The sequence below is a fragment of the Aureimonas sp. Leaf427 genome (assembly GCF_001425485.1).
GTDB lineage: Bacteria > Pseudomonadota > Alphaproteobacteria > Rhizobiales > Rhizobiaceae > Plantimonas.
The window spans coordinates 474,494-492,161 of record NZ_LMQW01000012.1; the positions used below are offsets into that span (position 1 = coordinate 474,494).

At 68.2% G+C, this 17,668-nt stretch carries 21 protein-coding genes; 8 read left to right on the forward strand and 13 right to left on the reverse strand.

Annotated features, from left to right (window positions below):
• Nucleotides 1-16: 16 nt before the first annotated feature.
• The 3 genes from lspA to ASG62_RS10430 are packed head-to-tail and all read right to left on the reverse strand — an operon-like array spanning nt 17 to nt 2,609.
• Nucleotides 17-511, reverse strand: coding sequence for a signal peptidase II (gene lspA, locus ASG62_RS10420; protein ID WP_056688886.1), 495 nt, complete (start codon nt 509-511; stop codon nt 17-19).
• Nucleotides 508-1,374 carry a TrmH family RNA methyltransferase gene (locus ASG62_RS10425; RefSeq protein ID WP_056688889.1) on the reverse strand — a complete coding sequence of 289 codons (867 nt, stop codon included), beginning with the start codon at nt 1,372-1,374 and terminating at the stop codon, nt 508-510. The genes lspA and ASG62_RS10425 overlap by 4 nt, the downstream gene beginning before the upstream one ends.
• 2 nt (nt 1,375-1,376) lie before the next feature.
• Nucleotides 1,377-2,609 carry a class I SAM-dependent methyltransferase gene (locus ASG62_RS10430; RefSeq protein WP_082536899.1) on the reverse strand — a complete coding sequence of 411 codons (1,233 nt, stop codon included), beginning with the start codon at nt 2,607-2,609 and terminating at the stop codon, nt 1,377-1,379.
• Between the two features lie 111 nt (nt 2,610-2,720).
• Between ASG62_RS10430 and ASG62_RS10435 the strand changes: the two genes are divergently transcribed.
• Nucleotides 2,721-3,197 carry a CoxG family protein gene (locus ASG62_RS10435; protein ID WP_056688895.1) on the forward strand — a complete coding sequence of 159 codons (477 nt, stop codon included), beginning with the start codon at nt 2,721-2,723 and terminating at the stop codon, nt 3,195-3,197.
• 77 nt (nt 3,198-3,274) lie between these two features.
• Here ASG62_RS10435 and ASG62_RS10440 read toward each other — a convergent pair whose 3' ends face one another.
• The 4 genes from ASG62_RS10440 to sppA form a co-directional block, all read right to left on the reverse strand.
• Nucleotides 3,275-4,237 carry an ornithine cyclodeaminase family protein gene (locus ASG62_RS10440; RefSeq protein ID WP_056688898.1) on the reverse strand — a complete coding sequence of 321 codons (963 nt, stop codon included), beginning with the start codon at nt 4,235-4,237 and terminating at the stop codon, nt 3,275-3,277.
• Between the two features lie 14 nt (nt 4,238-4,251).
• On the reverse strand, nt 4,252-4,632 hold the full coding sequence (locus tag ASG62_RS10445; RefSeq protein ID WP_056688899.1) for a lipopolysaccharide assembly protein LapA domain-containing protein: 381 nt from the start codon (nt 4,630-4,632) through the stop codon (nt 4,252-4,254).
• Nucleotides 4,633-4,932: 300 nt separating this feature from the next.
• Nucleotides 4,933-5,217: an integration host factor subunit beta gene (locus ASG62_RS10450; RefSeq protein ID WP_056508908.1), complete on the reverse strand. Its 285-nt coding sequence runs from the start codon at nt 5,215-5,217 to the stop codon at nt 4,933-4,935.
• Between the two features lie 108 nt (nt 5,218-5,325).
• Entirely contained in the window at nt 5,326-6,297 is a 972-nt protein-coding gene (sppA, locus tag ASG62_RS10455) for a signal peptide peptidase SppA (protein ID WP_056688902.1), read from the reverse strand.
• Between the two features lie 207 nt (nt 6,298-6,504).
• Here sppA and ASG62_RS10460 point away from each other — a divergent pair, with 207 nt between their 5' ends.
• The 7 genes from ASG62_RS10460 (at nt 6,505) to ASG62_RS10490 (ending at nt 13,728) form a co-directional block, all read left to right on the forward strand.
• Nucleotides 6,505-7,296 (forward strand): hypothetical protein, encoded by a 792-nt coding sequence (locus ASG62_RS10460; RefSeq protein WP_156382050.1) that lies wholly within the window; start codon nt 6,505-6,507, stop codon nt 7,294-7,296.
• A gap of 20 nt (nt 7,297-7,316) precedes the next feature.
• Entirely contained in the window at nt 7,317-7,919 is a 603-nt protein-coding gene (locus ASG62_RS10465) for an LptA/OstA family protein (protein WP_056688908.1), read from the forward strand.
• Between the two features lie 76 nt (nt 7,920-7,995).
• Entirely contained in the window at nt 7,996-8,850 is an 855-nt protein-coding gene (gene lptB, locus ASG62_RS10470) for an LPS export ABC transporter ATP-binding protein (protein WP_056688911.1), read from the forward strand.
• Nucleotides 8,851-9,072: 222 nt separating this feature from the next.
• Nucleotides 9,073-10,626 carry an RNA polymerase factor sigma-54 gene (gene rpoN, locus ASG62_RS10475; RefSeq protein WP_056689408.1) on the forward strand — a complete coding sequence of 518 codons (1,554 nt, stop codon included), beginning with the start codon at nt 9,073-9,075 and terminating at the stop codon, nt 10,624-10,626.
• A gap of 247 nt (nt 10,627-10,873) precedes the next feature.
• A complete protein-coding gene (gene hpf / locus ASG62_RS10480) occupies nt 10,874-11,452 on the forward strand; it encodes a ribosome hibernation-promoting factor, HPF/YfiA family (RefSeq protein ID WP_056688914.1) in 579 nt (192 codons plus the stop codon).
• A 134-nt stretch (nt 11,453-11,586) separates the two neighbouring features.
• The gene (gene ptsN / locus ASG62_RS10485) at nt 11,587-12,084 is read left to right on the forward strand and encodes a PTS IIA-like nitrogen regulatory protein PtsN (protein ID WP_056688917.1); all 498 of its coding nucleotides are present in this window, start codon (nt 11,587-11,589) and stop codon (nt 12,082-12,084) included.
• Nucleotides 12,085-12,300: 216 nt separating this feature from the next.
• Nucleotides 12,301-13,728: a sensor domain-containing diguanylate cyclase gene (locus ASG62_RS10490; protein ID WP_082536900.1), complete on the forward strand. Its 1,428-nt coding sequence runs from the start codon at nt 12,301-12,303 to the stop codon at nt 13,726-13,728.
• A gap of 149 nt (nt 13,729-13,877) precedes the next feature.
• Here the strand turns inward: ASG62_RS10490 and ASG62_RS10495 are convergent, their stop codons facing one another.
• The 6 genes from ASG62_RS10495 to bluB all read right to left on the reverse strand — a co-directional run bounded on the left by ASG62_RS10495 (nt 13,878) and on the right by bluB (nt 17,609).
• On the reverse strand, nt 13,878-14,129 hold the full coding sequence (locus tag ASG62_RS10495) for a DUF1150 family protein (RefSeq protein ID WP_056688923.1): 252 nt from the start codon (nt 14,127-14,129) through the stop codon (nt 13,878-13,880).
• 151 nt (nt 14,130-14,280) lie between these two features.
• Complete coding sequence (locus ASG62_RS10500; RefSeq protein ID WP_056688926.1) at nt 14,281-14,733, reverse strand: Hsp20 family protein; 453 nt, start codon at nt 14,731-14,733, stop codon at nt 14,281-14,283.
• Between the two features lie 183 nt (nt 14,734-14,916).
• Nucleotides 14,917-15,414 carry a peptide-methionine (R)-S-oxide reductase MsrB gene (msrB, locus tag ASG62_RS10505; RefSeq protein WP_056689411.1) on the reverse strand — a complete coding sequence of 166 codons (498 nt, stop codon included), beginning with the start codon at nt 15,412-15,414 and terminating at the stop codon, nt 14,917-14,919.
• Between the two features lie 216 nt (nt 15,415-15,630).
• Nucleotides 15,631-16,188 (reverse strand): fasciclin domain-containing protein, encoded by a 558-nt coding sequence (locus ASG62_RS10510; RefSeq protein WP_056688929.1) that lies wholly within the window; start codon nt 16,186-16,188, stop codon nt 15,631-15,633.
• A gap of 124 nt (nt 16,189-16,312) precedes the next feature.
• Entirely contained in the window at nt 16,313-16,750 is a 438-nt protein-coding gene (gene arfB / locus ASG62_RS10515; RefSeq protein WP_056688930.1) for an alternative ribosome rescue aminoacyl-tRNA hydrolase ArfB, read from the reverse strand.
• Between the two features lie 124 nt (nt 16,751-16,874).
• Nucleotides 16,875-17,609, reverse strand: a complete 735-nt coding sequence (bluB, locus tag ASG62_RS10520; RefSeq protein ID WP_244487435.1) for a 5,6-dimethylbenzimidazole synthase — start codon at nt 17,607-17,609, stop codon at nt 16,875-16,877.
• Nucleotides 17,610-17,668: the final 59 nt, after the last annotated feature.

The window sequence follows — 17,668 nt, forward strand, 5'->3', positions numbered from 1 at the left end:
TGCCGGGGCTACGGCTCTATCGGGACTGCTGGTCGCGCGCGGCGGCCTTGGCGCGGCCGGCGAAGAGAAACTCGTCGAGGATCACCAGCGCGGCACCGACGGAGATGAGCGCGTCGGCCAGATTGAAGACCGCGAAGCTCCAGACCGGCGTGTGAAAGAGGACGTAGTCGACGACATAGCCGAGCCGCACGCGATCGATGAGGTTGCCGATGGCACCGCCGACGATCATCGCGAAGGCCAGATGCGACCAGCGCCGCTCGGGCGGCGTCTTCCACCAGAGCCAGCCGACAAAGACGAGCACGAAGGCCGCCATGACGGCAAGGCCGAGATCCCCCATGCCCTCGAACATGGAGAAGGCGATGCCTTCGTTGCGCGCATGGAAGAGCGCCAGGAACGGCAGGAGCTCGATCGAGGCGCCGAGCGGCATGGTGGCGACGACGAGCGCCTTCGCCGCCTGATCGGCGATCACCGAGGCCGCCACGACGAGGGCTCCGAGAGCGAGCGGCCTCAAAGGATAAGCGCCTTCCGCCTCGCCTCGAACAGCATGACGCCCGTCGCGATCGCGAGATTGAGGCTGTCCGCCTTGCCCGCCTGCGGAATGCGCAGGAGCTGGTCGCAGGCCTTGGCGAGCGGCTCGGAGAGGCCGGACTGCTCGTTGCCCATGAGAAGCATCAGCGGCCGCTCGCCATAGGCGGGCGTGCGGTAGTCCACCGCGCCCGACATGTGCGTGCCCGCGACGAGTCCCTTGAACTTCGTGCGCCAGCCGAGAAACTGACCCTCGCTGGCGCGCGCGATCGGCACGGCGAAGATCGAGCCCATCGTGGCGCGCACCGTCTCCAGCGAGAAGGGATCGACGCAGTCGCCGATGAGGACGACGCCCTTGGCCCCGACCGCGTCCACCGTGCGCAGGATCGTGCCGAGATTGCCGGGATCGCGCACGCGGTCGAGCGCGACGACGACGCCGTTGCCGCTGAAATCGAGCTTGTCGAGCGCGACCGTGCGCTGCTTGAAGACGCCGATGGCGCTTTGCGGATTGTCGCGCCGCGTGATGACGCCCAGGACCGTTTCGGAGGCTTCCACGAGATCGGCGCCGAGCGCCACCGCGCGGGCCGCCGCCTTGGTGAGAAGCGGGTTGTGGAGCTGGGATTTGGCGACGACCAGCGTCTTCATCTCCCAGCCCGCGTCGATCGCGTCGAGCACGAGCTTCAGCCCTTCCGCGATGAAGAGGCCGGTGTCGTCGCGGCCCTTCTTCACCGAGAGCGCGCGGATGTCCTTGATGATCGGATTGGAGACGCTGGACAGTTCCTTGACGCGGCCGGGCGCGGAAAGGTCGGGGCGCTTCTCGCGGCGTTCGCCGTCGTGTTCGTCGGCCATGGTCAGGGTTTCCAGCGGGAGAAGAGCGAAGTGGAGAGGAGACGCGGCTCCGCGTTGTCCTCGCGGATCACGAGTTCGCCCGATTCCACCGTGCCGCCCATGCCGCGGAAGCTCTCGGCCATGAGAGCCGACAGCGAATAGAAGGAGGCGCGGATGGAATAGGCGGTGAGGATGACGCCGATCGGCCGGTCGGAGACGAGCTGGCGGACCTGGTCGAGGAGATGGGGCAGGTCCTCGAAGAGCTGCCAGACCTCGCCCTTCGGCCCGCGCCCGAAGCGCGGGGGATCGAGAAGGATGATGTCGTAGCGGCTGCCGCGCTTCACCTCGCGCTCGACATAGCGCACGGCATCCTCGCAGAGCCAGCGCACGGGCTTTTCCGTCAGGCCGGCGAGCTCGGCATTCTCCCGCGCCCAGCCGATCGCCTTCTTGGAGGCGTCGACATGCGTCACCTCGGCGCCCGCGCGGGCGGCCAGAAGCGAGGCGAGGCCGGTATAGCCGAAGAGATTGAGCACGCGGACGGGGCGCCGCGAGGCCTCGATCGCATCCGTCATGAAGGCCCAGTGGCTGGCCTGTTCGGGAAAGACGCCGACATGGCGGTAGGAGGTGAAGCGGCCGAGATAGGAGAGGCCGCGATGGGCGAGCGGCCAGGTCTCGCCGAGCGGCACCTTGGGAAAGCGCCAGCGGCCGGAACCCTCCTCGTCGGTGTCGCCGGTGAAGACGGCATCGGCCGCCTCCCAGGCGCGCTCGGGCAGAAGGCGCGGCCAGATCGCCTGGTTCTCCGGCCGGCGCACGGTGAGCGGGCCGTAGCGCTCCAGCTTCTCGCCGTCGCCGCAGTCGAGCAGCGCATAGTCCGCATCGGGCTCGACGGTCAGGATCACCGGCAGGCGCTCGGCGGGGCGGGCGCCCTCGCGGCGCGGCGGCGGCGTGCGCCGGGCGCCCTCCTCGCGGGGGGCCGTCTCGCGGACGGCACCCTCGTCCCGCGGCTCCTCGCGGACGGGTCTTTCGCGCGGCGCCTCGCGGGCGGGCTTCTCGCGGGGCGGGCCGTCGCGGAACGCGGTCTCGCGGGGCGCTGCGGCGCGCCCGGAGCCCTTGGCGTCGCGCGGCGGCCGCTTCGGGCCGGATGCCGGAGGCCTGCGGCGATCGCCGCTCAAAGCGGCGTCCTCGTTGGAACGTGGTCGATCATCGGTCCATCTAACGGACCGCCTTCGTCTTGGCAAAGTGCCGGCCTGCACCATCCTCGACGGCAACGCCGAAAGTCGGACTCGATTTTACTCCGAACGGGTGCATAGGTCGATGCGACCGATCATCGGCGCGACAGCCGAATCGGACAGGGAGGAACGACAGCCATGGATCTCAAGGGCGAATACAGGCTTCCGGCGCCGCGCACCGCCGTCTGGGAGGCGCTGAACGATCCGGACGTCCTGCGCGCCTGCATCCCCGGCTGCGAAAGCCTGGAGATGAAGGGCGACAACGAGATGGCCGCGACCGTCGTCACCAAGATCGGCCCGGTCAAGGCGAAGTTCTCGGGCGAGGTGCGGCTCGAAGACATCGTCGCGCCGGAGAGCTACTCGATCGTCGGCGAGGGCAAGGGCGGCATCGCGGGCTTTGCCAAGGGCGGAGCCAAGGTGCATCTGGCGGAAGACGGCGCGGACACGATTCTCACCTATTCGGTGGATGCTCAGGTCGGCGGCAAGATCGCCCAGCTCGGCGGCCGGCTGATCGAATCGACGGCCAAAAAGCTCTCCGCGCAGTTCTTCGACGCCTTCGCGGCCCATGTGACGGGCGGCACGGCCAAGGCCGAAGGCACGACCGAAGCGGTCTGATCGACTCTTACGCCGGACGAGTTCCGGCAAGAGGCTCGGGGCGCCGCTCGGGCTCGGTAGACCCTGCCGACGGGCCCTTACGAGCGGGACGCGACGAGAACGGCGGCGGCGAGGTCTTCGAGCGCCGCGCCGACCGACTTGAAGAGCGTGATCTCCTCGGGCGAGGACCGGCCGGGATGATGCCCCCGGCAGAGATCGTGGAGGTCTGCCGCCACGTCCTCGGCCCGGAAGGCGCCGGCGCGGATGGCCTGGACGAGATCGCCGCCCTCGGCCAGCGCGCCGCCGCGCGTGTCGACGAAGACGGTGGCGGCGGCGACCGCCGCATCGTCGGTCTCGCGCATGTCCGGCAGGAAGGCGCCGACGAGATCGAGATGCGTGCCCGGCCGCACGAATCGTCCCTCGATCAGCGGCACGCGCGAGAGGGTCGCGGCCGAGACGATGTCGGCCTCGGCGACGGCGCCTGCGAGATCCTGCGCAAGGCTCGCCTCGATGCCCTCGGCCCGAAGCTCCGCGACCACGGCCTCAGCGCGCTCCGAGCTGCGGTTCCAGATGGCGACGCTTTCGATCGGACGGACGGAGCGCATGGCGCGCACGAGATGCGCCGACAGGGCGCCCGCGCCGATCACGAGATGGCGGCGCGAATCGGGCCGGGCGAGATAGGAGGCGGCCAGAGCGGAGGCCGCCGCCGTGCGCCGGACTGTCAGAGCCTGCCCGTCGATGACGGCGAGCGGCGCGCCGGTCGCGCCGTCCATCAGAAGATAGGAGCCGAGGACGGAGGGCAGGCTGCGGCGTGCATTGTCCGGCGAGACCGTGACGATCTTGACGCCGATATGCCCCGGAGAGGATCCGCCGGCCGATGCGAAATCGGTCCAGGCGGGCATCAGGAGCAGCGTCGAGGCCGCCTCGCCCGCGCCGCGCTCGACGGCGTGATGATGGCGGACGGGCTGGACGACGGAACCGGCGAAGGCCTCGCGCAGCGCCCCGACGACGGAGGGCATGTCGAGCGCCGCATCGACGGCAGCGGCATCGATGAGGCGCATCGGGAGGGACCGGATCAGGCGGCGCGGGGCGCGGCGAGGGCCGTGGAGGACGAGGGCGCGAGGGCGGCGGCCTTGGCCTTCTCCTCGGAGAGGACGCGCAGGCGCTCGCGCGCATCGTCGGCGTCGCGCTTCAGGCGCTCGATCTCGTTGCGGCGCTTCCAGGCCTTGCGGCGGTAGTGCGCCTGCGTCAGCCAGGTGCCGGTGCCGCCGAGGACGAGGCCGACGATGACGGCGCCGATCATCAGGATGAAGAGCGGCATGGAATAGGTGAATTGCGGCATCGTGCCGAGCGGATCGAGCGACACCGTCACGGGTCCGCGATTGGACACGCAGAAGACGACGAGCAGGATCGCCAGCGGCACGAGGATCAGGAAGGACAGGATACGGCTTACCATCGTTCTCAACCTTCATCGTCGTCGCAGGGGCGCCGGACATCGGGCCCGGCCGCCGGAACGCTCGAGCGCACCGACCCTTGTCGATATGGCCGCAGCGCAGCCGGCGTCAATCGCCAAGAGTGGAAAGGCTCGGGACTCGACGCGGAAAGCGCGGGCGCCGCAGGCGCAAAACGACGGCGGCGCAAGGGAACGGCGGGAACGACGCCTTCGCGGTAAGCCTATCGGCCCAACCCATGGCAGACCATGCGCTGCCTCTCGCAGCATCCGCCGGACGTGTCGCCGGGCGGGCGAGCGAACGGATCAGGCGGCGTCGTTCAGGCGCTCGCGCAGTTCCTTGCCGGCCTTGAAGAAGGGCACCCACTTCTCCTCGACGTCCACGGCGTCGCCGGTGCGCGGGTTGCGGCCGGCGCGCGGCGGGCGGTTCTTCACGGAGAAGGCGCCGAAGCCGCGCAGTTCCACGCGATTGCTCTCGCAGAGCGCCTCGGTGATCTCGTCGAAGATCGCGTTGACGATGGTTTCGACGTCGCGCTGGTAGAGATGCGGGTTGCGGCTCGCGATGATCTGCACGAGTTCGGACTTGATCACGGGGAACTCCAGGATCGCTTCGAGATGGACTTGACTAAAAATCGAGAGATCCGAACTTTTCACCGGTCTCGAACGAGGCAGGACTGAGCTGACTTTACGTCATCCCAGCTAGCGCAGGGGAGGCTGCCAGAGCGATATCAGGCCGTCAAGATGGCCGACGCTTCGAGTGAGCGCTTGCGGCAAGGATTCGGCCGCCGGATCGAGGCCGAGCGTCGAAAAGACGGCCGCGCGGGCGCTGCCGAAGACCGAGGACGCGAAGCCGCCCTCCTTCTCGGGCTCGCGGTCGACGATGTCGAGATCCTTGGCGACGCCGCGCGTGTCTTCGAGCCAGGCGCGCACCTCGGCCTCGCCGCCGACCGCGTCGATCAGGCGGTTCTGCAGCCCCTGCCCGCCCGTGAAGACCGAGCCGTCGGCCAGCCGTCGCGCCTCGGCCGCATCGAAGGGCCGGCGCTCGTCGACGAGGGCGACAAACCATTCGTAGGTGTCGAGAACCGAGCGTCGAATCATCGCTTCCGCTTCCGGCGGGGCCGGCGCGAAGGGCGAAGGCTCCGCCTTCATCGGCGAGGACTTGATGGCGGAGACCTTCACGCCGACATTGCCGAGAAGGACGGAGGCATCCACATATTGGAAGAGAACGCCGATCGAGCCGACGATCGAGGTCTGGTGCGCGACGATGTGATCGGAGGCGACCGCGACCATGTAGCCGGCGGAGGCGGCGAGCGTTCCGACCTCGGCCGCGACGGGCTTCACCTCCGCGATGGCCCGGGCCGCGCGATAGAGCGTCTCGCCGCCGACCGTGGTGCCGCCGGGCGAATCGATCTTCAGGATGACGGCCTTCACGGCGTCGTCGTCCTTCAGGTCGTCGAGGAGATCGAGGAGCTTGTCGTCCTCCGTGATGATGCCGGAAATCTCGACCCGGGCGATCTGCCCGCCGAGCACGGGGGCCGAGCGCTTGTTCGACGTCAGGGCCAGCGGCACGCCGACGACGAGGGCGCCGAGCGCGACGATGGCCGCGACCCGCCAGAAGCCGAGCTTGCGGCGCAGGCGACGGCGGTCGATGAGGTCCTGCGCAAGGGTCACGGTCGGTCCATGGTTTACGGTTCGCTAATGCTGTGACCGATAGACTAATCGTGCAACGAATGCCAAGCCGGGACGCGAACGGGAGAGCGGCTGGGCAAAGCGAGTCAGCATGACCATATTGAATGGTCGGTAATCCATGACGGTCCCTCGGCCACAAGCGTCCGGCGGATCGCGCGAAACCCTTTTTGAGACGTCGGGAACGAAGGCTTGGTCGAAACGGCAGCCCATATGGACCGCGCGATGCACACCGCCGAGGCCGGCCAGGGCCGGGACGCGCGGCGTGCGGCCGAGTTCAAGCGTGCGCGGCGCCATTCGCGCAAGGTCTCCGTTATGAAGGTGGCGCTGCCTCTCCTGGCCGTGCTCATCGTGGCGGGCGGCGCGGGCGCGACCTGGCTGGCGCGCAGCCTGCCCGACGAACTGCCGCTGAACGCCTTCGGCCTCGAAAACGGGCGCCTCGTGATGCAGGACCCGCGCCTGTCCGGCACGGACGGGCAGGACAGGCCCTATTCCATGGTCGCCAAGCGGGCGATCCAGTCGCTGACGGGCGGCGGGGGCGTCGAGCTCGAAGCCGTGAAGGCCAATATCGGGATCAGCCCGACCGCCACCGCCGACATCGTCGCCACACGCGGCCTCTACGATGCGGGCGCGCAGACGCTGCGCCTCTACGAAGGGCTGGAAGTGACGACCTCGGACGGCATGACGATCGAGATGAGCGGCGCCGACATCGCGCTCGAAGGCGGATCGATGGAGGGCGCAGGCCCCGTCCACATCCGCACGCAGGAGCAGACCGTCGAGGCCGGCTCGCTCTCGGTCGCCGATGGCGGCCAGAGCCTCAGCTTTCGAAACGGCGTGAAGATGACCCTGATGCCGTCCGCCGACGGCGCGGCGCCGTCGCTCCCCGGCCTTCCGTCGGCCGACGACGTGGCGCCGGCGCTTCCTTCCCTGCCGTCCGCCGACGGCCTCGTGCCATCCCTGCCGTCCGCCGACGGCGAGCGCTAAAGACCCGGAGTGACCGACAGATGAAGCCTCTCCTCCTCCTGGCAACCGCCGCGCTCCTGGCGGCATCGGCGTCCGGCGCCAGCGCCCAGGCCTTCGGCAACTCGTTCAACGGGCTGCAGGTCTCCAACGACCAGCCGATCGCCATCGAATCCGACCAGCTCGACGTGGACGACGCCAAGTCCATGGCGACCTTCTCCGGCAACGTGAACGTGGCGCAGGGCGAGACGCTGCTGAAGACCACCAAGCTCGTCGTCTACTACGCCAAGGACGCCGCCAAGGCCGGCAAGGGCGACGCCAAGGCCCCCGCCGCCAAGCCCGCCAAGGCGACCGGCATGCCCGGCGGCGGCTCCAACGAGATCGACCGGCTGGAGGCGAGCGGCAAGGTCTACATCAAGTCCGCCGATCAGGTCGCGACCGCCGAGAAGGCCGATTTCGACATGAAGACGCAGGTGGCCGTCATGACGGGCAACGTCGTGATGACGCAGGGCGAGAACGTCGCGCGCGGCGACAAGCTGACGATCCATATGGACACCGGCATCGCCCGGCTCGGCGGCGCCGCATCGAACGGCGGCGGCCGGGTGAAGATCCTGATGGCGCCGAACAGCGCACCGGCGGCCCAGTAGGCTTCGCGCCGAACAGCCGGCCGGCGCCGGGTCTTCGGCCGCCGGCTCCTTGCCAGAACGGGGATCACCTCAGACCATGACATCCTTCGCAACATCGGCTCCCCCGGCAGAGCGCCGGGGAGCCGGGTCCGAGACGCGCCGCCCTTCGAACCGGCGCGAGGGGGCGCCCGGCGAGGCGCCCGGCACGCCGGCCAAGGCGCGGACCGCCGAGGGCACGCTCGTCGCGCGCGGCCTCACCAAGGCCTATCGCGGCCGGCGCGTGGTGGATGGCGTCGACGTCTTCGTGCGGCGGGGCGAGGCGGTCGGCCTGCTGGGGCCGAACGGCGCGGGCAAGACGACCTGCTTCTACATGATCACCGGCCTCGTGCCGGTCGATACCGGGCGCATCGAGCTCGACGGGCACGACATCACGGGCGTGCCCATGTACCGGCGAGCGCGCCTCGGCATCGGCTACCTTCCCCAGGAAGCCTCGATCTTTCGCGGGCTTTCGGTGGAGGACAACATCCGCGCCGTGCTCGAAGTCGTGGAGAAGGACAAGGCCGAGCGCGAGAAGCAGCTGACCGCGCTTCTCGAGGAGTTCCACATCGAGCATCTGCGCAAGAGCCCCTCCACCGCCCTTTCCGGCGGCGAGCGGCGGCGCTGCGAGATCGCGCGGGCGCTCGCCTCCCGCCCGACCTTCATGCTGCTCGACGAGCCCTTCGCCGGCGTCGATCCGATCGCGGTCTCCGACATCCAGAGCCTCGTGCGGCACTTGACGCAGCGCGGCATCGGGGTTCTCATCACGGACCACAACGTCCGCGAGACGCTCGGCCTCATCGACCGGGCCTACATCATGCATGCCGGCGCCGTGCTCACCCATGGCAGCCCGCAGGAGATCGTCGACAATGTCGACGTGCGCCGCTTCTATCTCGGCGAGCAGTTTACCTTCTGAGCCTCCATTGCAGCGAAGGATGCGCCCGAACGCAGAGGGCGCATTGACAAGCAAGATGCGGACCAGTTTCATGGGAACCGTCAGCCGGCGCCGCAACGGGCCGCCGTGGACCGGTTTCAACGCCCTGCCGACCAGCGGCCGGGGCAGGCCTCTCCGCGGCCGCTTGCCCATCGCGTAACCGGCATGCCTCCCCAGGAGGCAGGACCGGTGAGGCGTTCCATGTTGATGATGTCGGCCAAGCTTCAGATGCGCCAGAGCCAGTCTCTGGTGATGACGCCGCAGCTGCTTCAGTCGATCCGCCTTCTCCAGTTCTCCCATCTCGAGCTCCAGGCCTTCGTCGACCAGGAAATGGAGCGCAATCCGCTTCTCGAAACCGGCGACGGCGCGGAGCCGGACTGGCGGCAGAACGCCGGCGCCGAACCGCCGGATCTGGCGCAGACGCCGGTCGCCATCGCCGACGCCGCCCTCTCCGGCGAGCGCCACGACGGCGAGGCCATCGCGGACGGGTTCGAGGCCGGCGGGTTCGAAGGCGGCGGCTTCGAGGAGCCGGCGCCCGGCGACCGCGAGACGCCGAGCACGGCCAAGGACGCGTCGAGCCTCTCGCCGGCGAGCCCCTCCGGCGGTGGCGGCGGCGAGAGCTTCGACGGCGCGCCCTCGATCGAGAGCTTCGCCGAGCCTCGCCCCTCTCTCGCCCGTCATGCGCTGTCGGAACTGGCCGAGGCGATCGCCGATCCCCTGGACCGGCGGATCGGCGAGGCGCTGGTCGAACAGCTGGACGAGGCGGGGTATCTGAGGATCGATCCCGAAGCGGTCGCCGAGGCTCTCGGCGTCGAGCCGCAGCGGCTGCGGGGCATCCTGCGCCGTCTGCAGGACCAGTCGGAGCCCGCCGGGCTCTTCGCGCTCGATCTCGCCGACTGTCTCGCCATCCAGCTGCGTCGCCTCGGGCGGCTCGATCCCGTGATGGAAACCGTGCTCGCCCATCTCGACCTCCTCGCACGCCGCGATTTCGCGACGCTCCGGCGCCTGACCAGCGAGGACGAGACGGGGCTCATGGACATTCTCTCCGAGATCCGGCGGCTCGATCCCAAACCCGGCCATGCCTTCGAATCCGGCCCGGCCGACGTCGTCGTGCCCGATGTCGTCGTGACGGAGGCCGCCGACGGCAGCTGGCGCATCGAGCTCAATCCCGACGCCCTGCCCCGCGTCCTCGTCGATTCCGACTATGTCGAGCGCATCGCGACCGGGCGCCTCTCCTCGCAGGATCGCACCTTCCTCACCGATTGCCACGCCTCGGCCAACTGGCTCGTGCGCTCGCTCGACCAGCGGGCCCGCACCATCCTGAAGGTCGCCTCCGAGATCGTGCGCCGGCAGGACGGTTTCCTGACGCGCGGCATCGAGGGGCTGAAGCCGCTGACCCTCATGGCGGTCGCCGAGGCGGTGGGCATGCATGAATCGACGATCAGCCGCGTCACCGCCAACAAGTACATCGCGACGCCGCGCGGGACCTTCGAGCTGAAATTCTTCTTCACCGTCGCCATCGCCTCGACCGGCGGCGGCGATCCCCATTCGGCCGAGAGCGTCAAGCATCGCATCCGAATTCTCGTCCAGGCGGAAAGCATCGGAGCCGTCCTCTCCGACGACGACATCGCCGACAAGCTGAAAGCGGAAGGGGTGGAGCTGGCGCGCCGGACCGTCGCCAAGTACCGGGAGGCGCTCGGCATTCCCTCCTCCATCCAGCGCCGGCGCGAGATGAACGCGCGACGTGCGGCATCGTAAGCTTTACGTATCCATATCCCGCAGGCGATCACGGGATGTTTCGAAGGGTGGCGAAGCGGCACCGCCGCGTTGACAGGCCCGGCGGGTGTCCCTAGAAGGCGCCACCCGACCGGGTCGCCCGGAAGCGGCGGACAGCGGAGAAACCCCCGCCTGTCATGCCGCGTTCAAGAGAAGCCCCGCCACCGTCCGGCGGCGGGAATCGACGAGACGGTACGACAGGACGGCTCGTCCGAAGGGAGCTTTGCAGATGAGTGTTCGGGTTTCGGGAAAGCACATGGATGTCGGCGAGGCGTTTCGCTCGCGCATCGAGGACCGCCTGGATCAATCGGTCGGCAAGTATTTCGACGGAAACTTCACCGGCACGGTGGTTCTGACCAAGGAGGGCGCGCGCTATTCGGCCGACTGCCTCCTCCATCTGGATTCCGGCGTGGTCTTCCAGGCCGCCGGCGAGACCCACGATCCGGAATCGAGCTTCGCCGAAGCGGTCGACAAGATCGAGAAGCGTCTGCGGCGCTACAAGCGGCGGCTGAAGGACCACCATTCGGGCCCGAACGGCCATCGCGAGGTCGCCTATAGCGTCGTCGCGCCGATCCCGGCCGAGGAGGATCACGAGATCCCGGTGGACTATGCGCCCGCGATCATCGCCGAGACCTCGCTGAAGGTCGGCACGATGTCGGTCGCGAATGCCGTCATGGAGCTCGACCGGCGCGACAGCCCGGTCGTCGTCTTCCGCAATGCCGGCAGCGGCGAGGTCAACATCGTCTACCGCCGGTCCGACGGCAATTTCGGCTGGGTCGATCCGTCGACCTACAAGTCGGCGAACTGATCCACCTTGGCCGAGGCCATCCTATCCGGGATCGCTGCCCCGACCGGTCGCCTTATCGCGACCGGCGGGGTTTCGTCCCTCAGCGGCCGGCCGGATCGTCCGGCCGCCGCCCCTTCAAGGGACCGTCCCGCCTGATGACCGCCCCTTCCTCAACGACCGCGCCCGGCGTCGATCTGGCCGATCTCATCGGTCCAGACGCGATCCTGCCCGCCCTTCGTGGAAACACCAAGAAGCAGGTTCTGCAGGAGCTGGCCGAGCGCGCCGCCCTGCGCACCGGCCTGAACGAGCGCGAGATCTTCGAGACCGTGCTCCAGCGCGAGCGACTGGGCTCGACGGGCGTGGGAAACGGCATCGCCATTCCCCACGGAAAGCTCGCCTCCCTCCCCGGCCTCGTCGGCGTCTTCGGGAAGCTGAACCGGCCGGTGGATTTCGACGCGCTCGACGACCAGCCGGTCGATCTGGTCTTCCTGCTACTGGCGCCCGAAAATGCCGGCGCCGATCATCTGAAGGCGCTCTCCAAGATCGCGCGCCTCCTGCGCAACGGCGACGTCGTGGCCAAGCTCAGAGCCTCGCGCGACGCCGAGACGATCTACGCGCTGATGACGCACACCCTCCCGCCGCACGCGGCCTGACAGACCCCAACGCCGGACGAGAGTTCCGGCGGGAGGCTCATGCGCCGTTCGGGCCTGTTCAGCTCTGCCACCGGAGCGCTCCCGAAGCCGGAACATACAACCGTCACGCCTCGACGAACCCGCGACTCGAACCTGTCGTCAGACGCGCGTCGCCGGACGCAGCGACCGTTTTCTTAATGGCTTTTCAGCTAGATCGTCATTCGATCGGAGGCCGGAATGCCGAGCAGATTGAGCCAAGCGCAGCGGCGCATCGTCTCGCGGGTTGTAGCGCCCGTCGCGGTTCTCGTGGGCGCGCTGATCCTGCTCGTCATCGGAATGGTGATTCTGCTCGCCCGCCAGCAGACGGCCGACGCGCTGGAGCGGCAGCGCGAACTGGCGCGCGGCATGATCGACATTCGCCTCGCCGAACTCTCCAACATGACCGACGACTACGCCCATTGGGACGAGGCCTTGCAGAAGCTCGGCCTCCAAATCGACCGGGATTGGGCGGCCGAGAATATCGGCATCGCAATGAACAAGCGCTTCGGCGTCGATATGGTCTTCGTCCTCGATTCGGCCGGCCGCACATCTTATGCGATGATCGGACAGGCCGACAGCAACCGCCCGGCGGATCAAGCGATCACGGCAGGCTACCGAGAACTCCTCGAACGGCGGCACTCGGCAGGCCCCGACGCATTGGCATCCGGTCTCGTGGTCGCGGATGGGCTTCCGGCCTTCATCGTCGTCGCGCCCCTACGGCCCTTTCTGACGAGCATCGACACGACGCGGCAGTCGCGCAGCCTCCTCGTCTTCGTCGATCTCCTCGACAAGCCCCAGCTTCGCCATCTGGCGGATATCTACCGGCTTCCGAATTTGGCGGTCGCCGCCGCGCACGGGGCGGAGCCGACGGCATCGATCGGCTTGCGGACCGGCGACGGGAGGACCGATCTCAGCCTCGCCTGGGAGGGCGACGATCCCGGCGCTCGGCTCCTGCTGCGGATCTTGCCGATGCTGGGCGGACTGCTTCTGGCTTTCGCCGCGATGACGGTCTTCGTCCTCGTCAACGCCTACAGATCCGCTGAAAAGCTGCGGATCGCGGAGGACATGGCAGCGCGCGATCCCCTGTCCGGCCTGTGGAACCGAACCACGCTGGCGAACGATCTGGACCGCCCTTTCGCGAAGGACGAGATCACCCCCTTCACGCTCTTCTATCTCGATCTCGACGGCTTCAAGCACATCAACGATACGCATGGCCACGATATCGGCGATGTCGTGATCCGCACCACATCGTCGCGCATCTCGGAGTCGATCCCCCAGAACGCCAAAGCCTACCGTCTCGGGGGAGACGAGTTCGCGGTGATCATGCCCGGCCGCGCCTCGAAAGCCCGGCTCGGGTGGGTAGCGGAGGCCATGCTGACCCGGATCACGGCGCCCATCGTCCAGGATGGCCTGACCCTTCATGTCGGCGTGACCATCGGCATCGCCCGCGCCCCGGAGGATGCCCAATCCGCGACGAAGGTCGTGCGTCTCGCCGACCAGGCGCTTTACGCGGGCAAGCGCTCCGGCAAGGGAATTGCGCAGTTCGCCGAACCGCTCCACCAGACCGAAGACGAGAGCGCGGGACGGCCGGATATCGAGGCCGAGGCCGCACGGCGAGCCGGTTGACCGGCGTCCAGCTACGGGCTGTCACCTGACATTCGGCGAACGGCTCCTTCCATAGAAGCTTCGCCCAAAAGGCGTTCGACATTGTCCGAAACGAAAAAGGACGGGCGCTGTCCGCACCCGTCCTTCATTCAGTCGCTATGAGCGCCGCTTCAGTGCGTGCTGACCGCCAGAAGCTCGTTCTCCGTCGCGCTGGCGAGGATGCTGCCGCGATCGTCGGAGACCGCGAGCGGCGTGCCGTCGGCCGAAAAGAGAGCCCAGAGGTTCAGACCCGGCTGGATCGACTTCGCGGCGGGGAAGCGCGCGCGGATGTCGTCGGAGGACATCAGGCGGAGATAGGCGAGATGGCCTTCGCCGATGGCGGCGAGATCGGTCGGGGAGACGGGGGTGGAGGGCGTGGTCATCGTGTCTGTTTCCTTGTTCATACAAGCGAACGACGGGGCAGGCGAAAGACGGTTGCAGGCGAAAGTCAGGGACAGGCGAGAAAATCTGTGAGCGAACGGCGCGTGGTCGAGAAATGAAGTCGGCGAACGAAGGGTTCGTTGCCGCAAACGTCTAGTCGGAGACCGCGATCTCGATCCTCTTGACGATCCGTTCCGGCTCGGGCCGGGCGAGGTCGATGAGAAGAAGACCGTTCTTCAGCTGGGCGCCGAGAATCTGCATGCCGTCCGCAAAGAGGAAGGACTTCTGGAACTGCCGCGCCGCGATGCCGCGATGCAGAAACTCCCGGTCCTTGTCCTCGGCCTGCCGGCCGCGGATCGTCAACTGGTTCTCCTCCGTCGTCACTTCCAGATCGTCGGGCCTGAAGCCTGCGACCGCGAGCGTGATGCGAAGGATGTCGGGAACCGGCCGGCCGTTCGCCGGCGGCTCGTCGGGCAGACGCCCCCGAATGCGTTCGATGTTGTAGGGCGGATAGCCCTCCCCACCCTTCCCGATCCGCTCCAGCGTCTTCTCCACGGCGTCGAAGCCGAGAAGAAGGGGGCTCGAAAAGGGCGTCACTCGGCTCATCTGTTTCAAGTCCTTGTGAAAGCGACTTATTCTTCGAAGACCCTGAAGCGGCGTCTTCGATCCTGTTCATCTGATATGGATTTACGCCCCATCAATTTCAACCATCGTAGCTGCGAAAGCAATCGGGCGGCCCACCCTGCGATGGTCCGCCCGAACCGGTAAAGAAAGCGTGCCGTAGGCTTCTCAGGAGGCTACGCTGCCGGGCTTGAAGTTGAGGACGACGCCGTTGATGCAATGGCGCTTTCCCGTCGGCTGCGGGCCGTCGTCGAAGACATGGCCGAGATGGCCGCCGCAGGTCGCGCAATGGACCTCGGTGCGGGGATAGACGAGCTTGTAGTCAGTCGAGGTGGCGACGCCGCCCTCGACCGCCGCATAGAAGCTCGGCCAGCCCGTGCCGGAATCGAACTTCGTCTCGGACGAGTAGAGGGCCGTGTCGCAGCCCGCGCAGTGATAGAGGCCGGACGCCTTGTTCCCGTTCAGCTGGCTGGAGAAGGGCCGCTCGGTCGCCTCCTCGCGCAGCACGGCGAACTGGTCGCCCGTGAGCTTCTTGCGCCATTCCTCGGGCGTGAAGGAGACGGGAAAGCTGCCCTCCGCCCCGACCGCGCGGCCGGAAACGGCAAAGCCGAGGGCCGTCGCGGCTCCGGCGAAGATCGTGGTCAGAAGAAATTGCCGACGCTGCATGGCATCCTCCTTGAAGGTTTCGCGGACGCAGGCGACGGGGCCGCTCCGCCGGTGCCGACCGGTTCGTCGGCCGAACATTTGGCGACGAGAACCTGCCTTTGAAAGACAAGAGCGCGTGAAGACAAGGGCGGACCGCGGAGCGGTCTTCGCCGCGATCCGCCTTCGAAGCTGAAAGGCCCCCGCACCGAACCGGCGCGGGGGCCTCCGTCAGCCGGCTTACTTCGGCATAAGGACGGTGTCGATGACGTGCACCACGCCGTTCGACTGCAGGACGTCGGCCTGCGTCACCGTGGCCTTGCCGCCCTTGGCGTCCGTGATGGTCAGCTTGTCGCCTTCCATGGCGAGCGTCAGTTCCTCGCCCTGCACGGTCTTCACCATGTGCTTGCCGCCGTCGTCCTTGATCATCTTCATCGCGTCCGCCGCGAGCGCCTTGGCGGGAACGACGTGATAGGTCAGGATCTTGGTCAGCATTTCCTTGTTCTCGGGCTTCACCAGCGTGTCCACCGTGCCGGCCGGGAGCTTGGCGAAGGCATCGTTGTCCGGCGCGAAGACGGTGAACGGGCCCTTGGTGCCGAGCGTCTCGACGAGGCCGGCGGCCTTCACCGCGGCGACGAGCGTCGTGAGGTTCGAGGCGTTCGGCGCGTTCTCGGCGATGGTCTTGTCGGCATACATGGGCGCGCCGCCGACGGTGACGGGCTCCTGGGCCAAGACGGCGCCGGCCGAGCCGACGAGGACGGAGGCGAGAAGGGCGTTGCGGACGAGGATCTTCAACATCTGGGCGTTCCTTTTGGAAAAAGGGCTGCCTTCCATCACGAAAGGTGGACCAGATACGGGTGAGCCCGACGAACGGACGCATCCGCCGAAGTCACGGTTTGTTGAAGTTTCGTTAAAAAGACGATCAGTCCTCGATACGACTTCCGCGCGTCTTCTTCGTCGCGGAGCGGCCCTTCTTCTCCGCCAGCCGGCGCTCGACCGAACCCTTGGTGGGCCGGGTCTTCTTGCGCGGCGGCGGGGGCGGCACGAGGGCGGCGCGGATCAGCTCGGCCAGGCGCTCGCGCGCATCCGCCCGGTTGCGCTCCTGCGTTCGATGGCGCGAGGCCTCGATCAGGATCTCGCCGGCCTTGGTCGCGCGGCTGCCGGCGAGTTTCATCAGCCGCACCGCCACCTCGTCGGAAAGGACCCGGCAGCCCCGCGCGTCGAAGCGCAGCTGCACGGCGGTCGCGACCTTGTTGACGTTCTGCCCGCCCGGCCCGCTCGCGCGGATGAAGCTTTCCTCGAGATGGGTTTCGGGAATGAGCACGCGGGCGCTGACGCGCAGTCCCTCCTCCTCGGCCATGGTCTCGTCCCTTTACCGCTTCCGAGGCGAATGCCGGTCAACGTCATCCGGCGAATGCCCGGGGACATGGCGGCAGCACCGCCGAGCCGTCAAGCGGTCCCGTCGCCCGCTGCGCCGAGCGGACTCAGCGCCGGATAAGAACCGCCGCCGGATCGATGCGGCGCTCCCAGCCCGCGCGCTCGAGGGCGGGAACCTCGTCCGCCTCGGCGGGCCGGCCGAGGCAGAAATAGCCGATGAAGGTCCAGTCGGCCGGAACGCCCAGCGCGCGGACGACCCGTGCGGGATCGAGGATCGACAGCCAGCCGAGGCCGAGTCCTTCGGCCCGGGCGGCCAGCCAGAGCGTGTGGAGCGCCAGAACCGACGAGTAGCTCGCCGTCTCCGGCATGGTGCGGCGGCCGAGGCCGTGGCCCCGCGAGGTCGCGTCGTCGCAGAAGAGGGCGAACTGGCAGGGCGCCTCCTTCAGACCTTCGAGCTTCAGACGGGCATAGGACGCGGCGCGCTCCTCGTCCTGGTCCAGCAGGGCGTCCGCGTTGCACTCTTCGAAGATCGCCCGGATCGCGCTCCGCGCTTCTGGCGTCTCCACGCCGACGAAGCGCCAGGGCTGGCTGAGACCGACGGAGGGCGCGAGACAGGCGATCTCGACGAGGCGTTCAAGGCATTCAGGCGGCAGGGGATCGGCCAGGAACCGCCGGACGTCGCGGCGCCAGCGGAAGAGATCGAGCAGGCCGGCCTGGAAGTCGCGGTCGAAGACGGGCGGCGCTGTGCCCGGTCGCCCTTGGTCCCGCCGGCCGTCGCCGACGTCGGCCGGATCGCTCGCCGCCGCACCGGAATATCGGCCCGCCTCGTCATATCGCATCATGCCATCGGCCCCGCACGCATCGCCTCAAGGTCCGCAGGGGTGCGGACGGCCCGCCCGGC

Bases quoted from the DNA above. Each gene is read 5' to 3' on its own strand.
- lptB (WP_056688911.1), top strand. From the start codon at position 7,996: ATGACATCCTTCGCAACATCGGCTCCCCCGGCAGAGCGCCGGGGAGCC.
- ASG62_RS10510 (WP_056688929.1), bottom strand. From the start codon at position 16,188: ATGTTGAAGATCCTCGTCCGCAACGCCCTTCTCGCCTCCGTCCTCGTC.
- ptsN (WP_056688917.1), top strand. From the start codon at position 11,587: ATGACCGCCCCTTCCTCAACGACCGCGCCCGGCGTCGATCTGGCCGAT.
- ASG62_RS10500 (WP_056688926.1), bottom strand. From the start codon at position 14,733: ATGAGCCGAGTGACGCCCTTTTCGAGCCCCCTTCTTCTCGGCTTCGAC.
- bluB (WP_244487435.1), bottom strand. From the start codon at position 17,609: ATGATGCGATATGACGAGGCGGGCCGATATTCCGGTGCGGCGGCGAGC.
- ASG62_RS10430 (WP_082536899.1), bottom strand. From the start codon at position 2,609: ATGGTGCAGGCCGGCACTTTGCCAAGACGAAGGCGGTCCGTTAGATGG.
- ASG62_RS10425 (WP_056688889.1), bottom strand. From the start codon at position 1,374: ATGGCCGACGAACACGACGGCGAACGCCGCGAGAAGCGCCCCGACCTT.
- ASG62_RS10490 (WP_082536900.1), top strand. From the start codon at position 12,301: ATGCCGAGCAGATTGAGCCAAGCGCAGCGGCGCATCGTCTCGCGGGTT.
- ASG62_RS10435 (WP_056688895.1), top strand. From the start codon at position 2,721: ATGGATCTCAAGGGCGAATACAGGCTTCCGGCGCCGCGCACCGCCGTC.
- ASG62_RS10445 (WP_056688899.1), bottom strand. From the start codon at position 4,632: ATGGTAAGCCGTATCCTGTCCTTCCTGATCCTCGTGCCGCTGGCGATC.
- msrB (WP_056689411.1), bottom strand. From the start codon at position 15,414: ATGCAGCGTCGGCAATTTCTTCTGACCACGATCTTCGCCGGAGCCGCG.
- arfB (WP_056688930.1), bottom strand. From the start codon at position 16,750: ATGGCCGAGGAGGAGGGACTGCGCGTCAGCGCCCGCGTGCTCATTCCC.
- hpf (WP_056688914.1), top strand. From the start codon at position 10,874: ATGAGTGTTCGGGTTTCGGGAAAGCACATGGATGTCGGCGAGGCGTTT.
- ASG62_RS10440 (WP_056688898.1), bottom strand. From the start codon at position 4,237: ATGCGCCTCATCGATGCCGCTGCCGTCGATGCGGCGCTCGACATGCCC.
- ASG62_RS10495 (WP_056688923.1), bottom strand. From the start codon at position 14,129: ATGACCACGCCCTCCACCCCCGTCTCCCCGACCGATCTCGCCGCCATC.
- ASG62_RS10465 (WP_056688908.1), top strand. From the start codon at position 7,317: ATGAAGCCTCTCCTCCTCCTGGCAACCGCCGCGCTCCTGGCGGCATCG.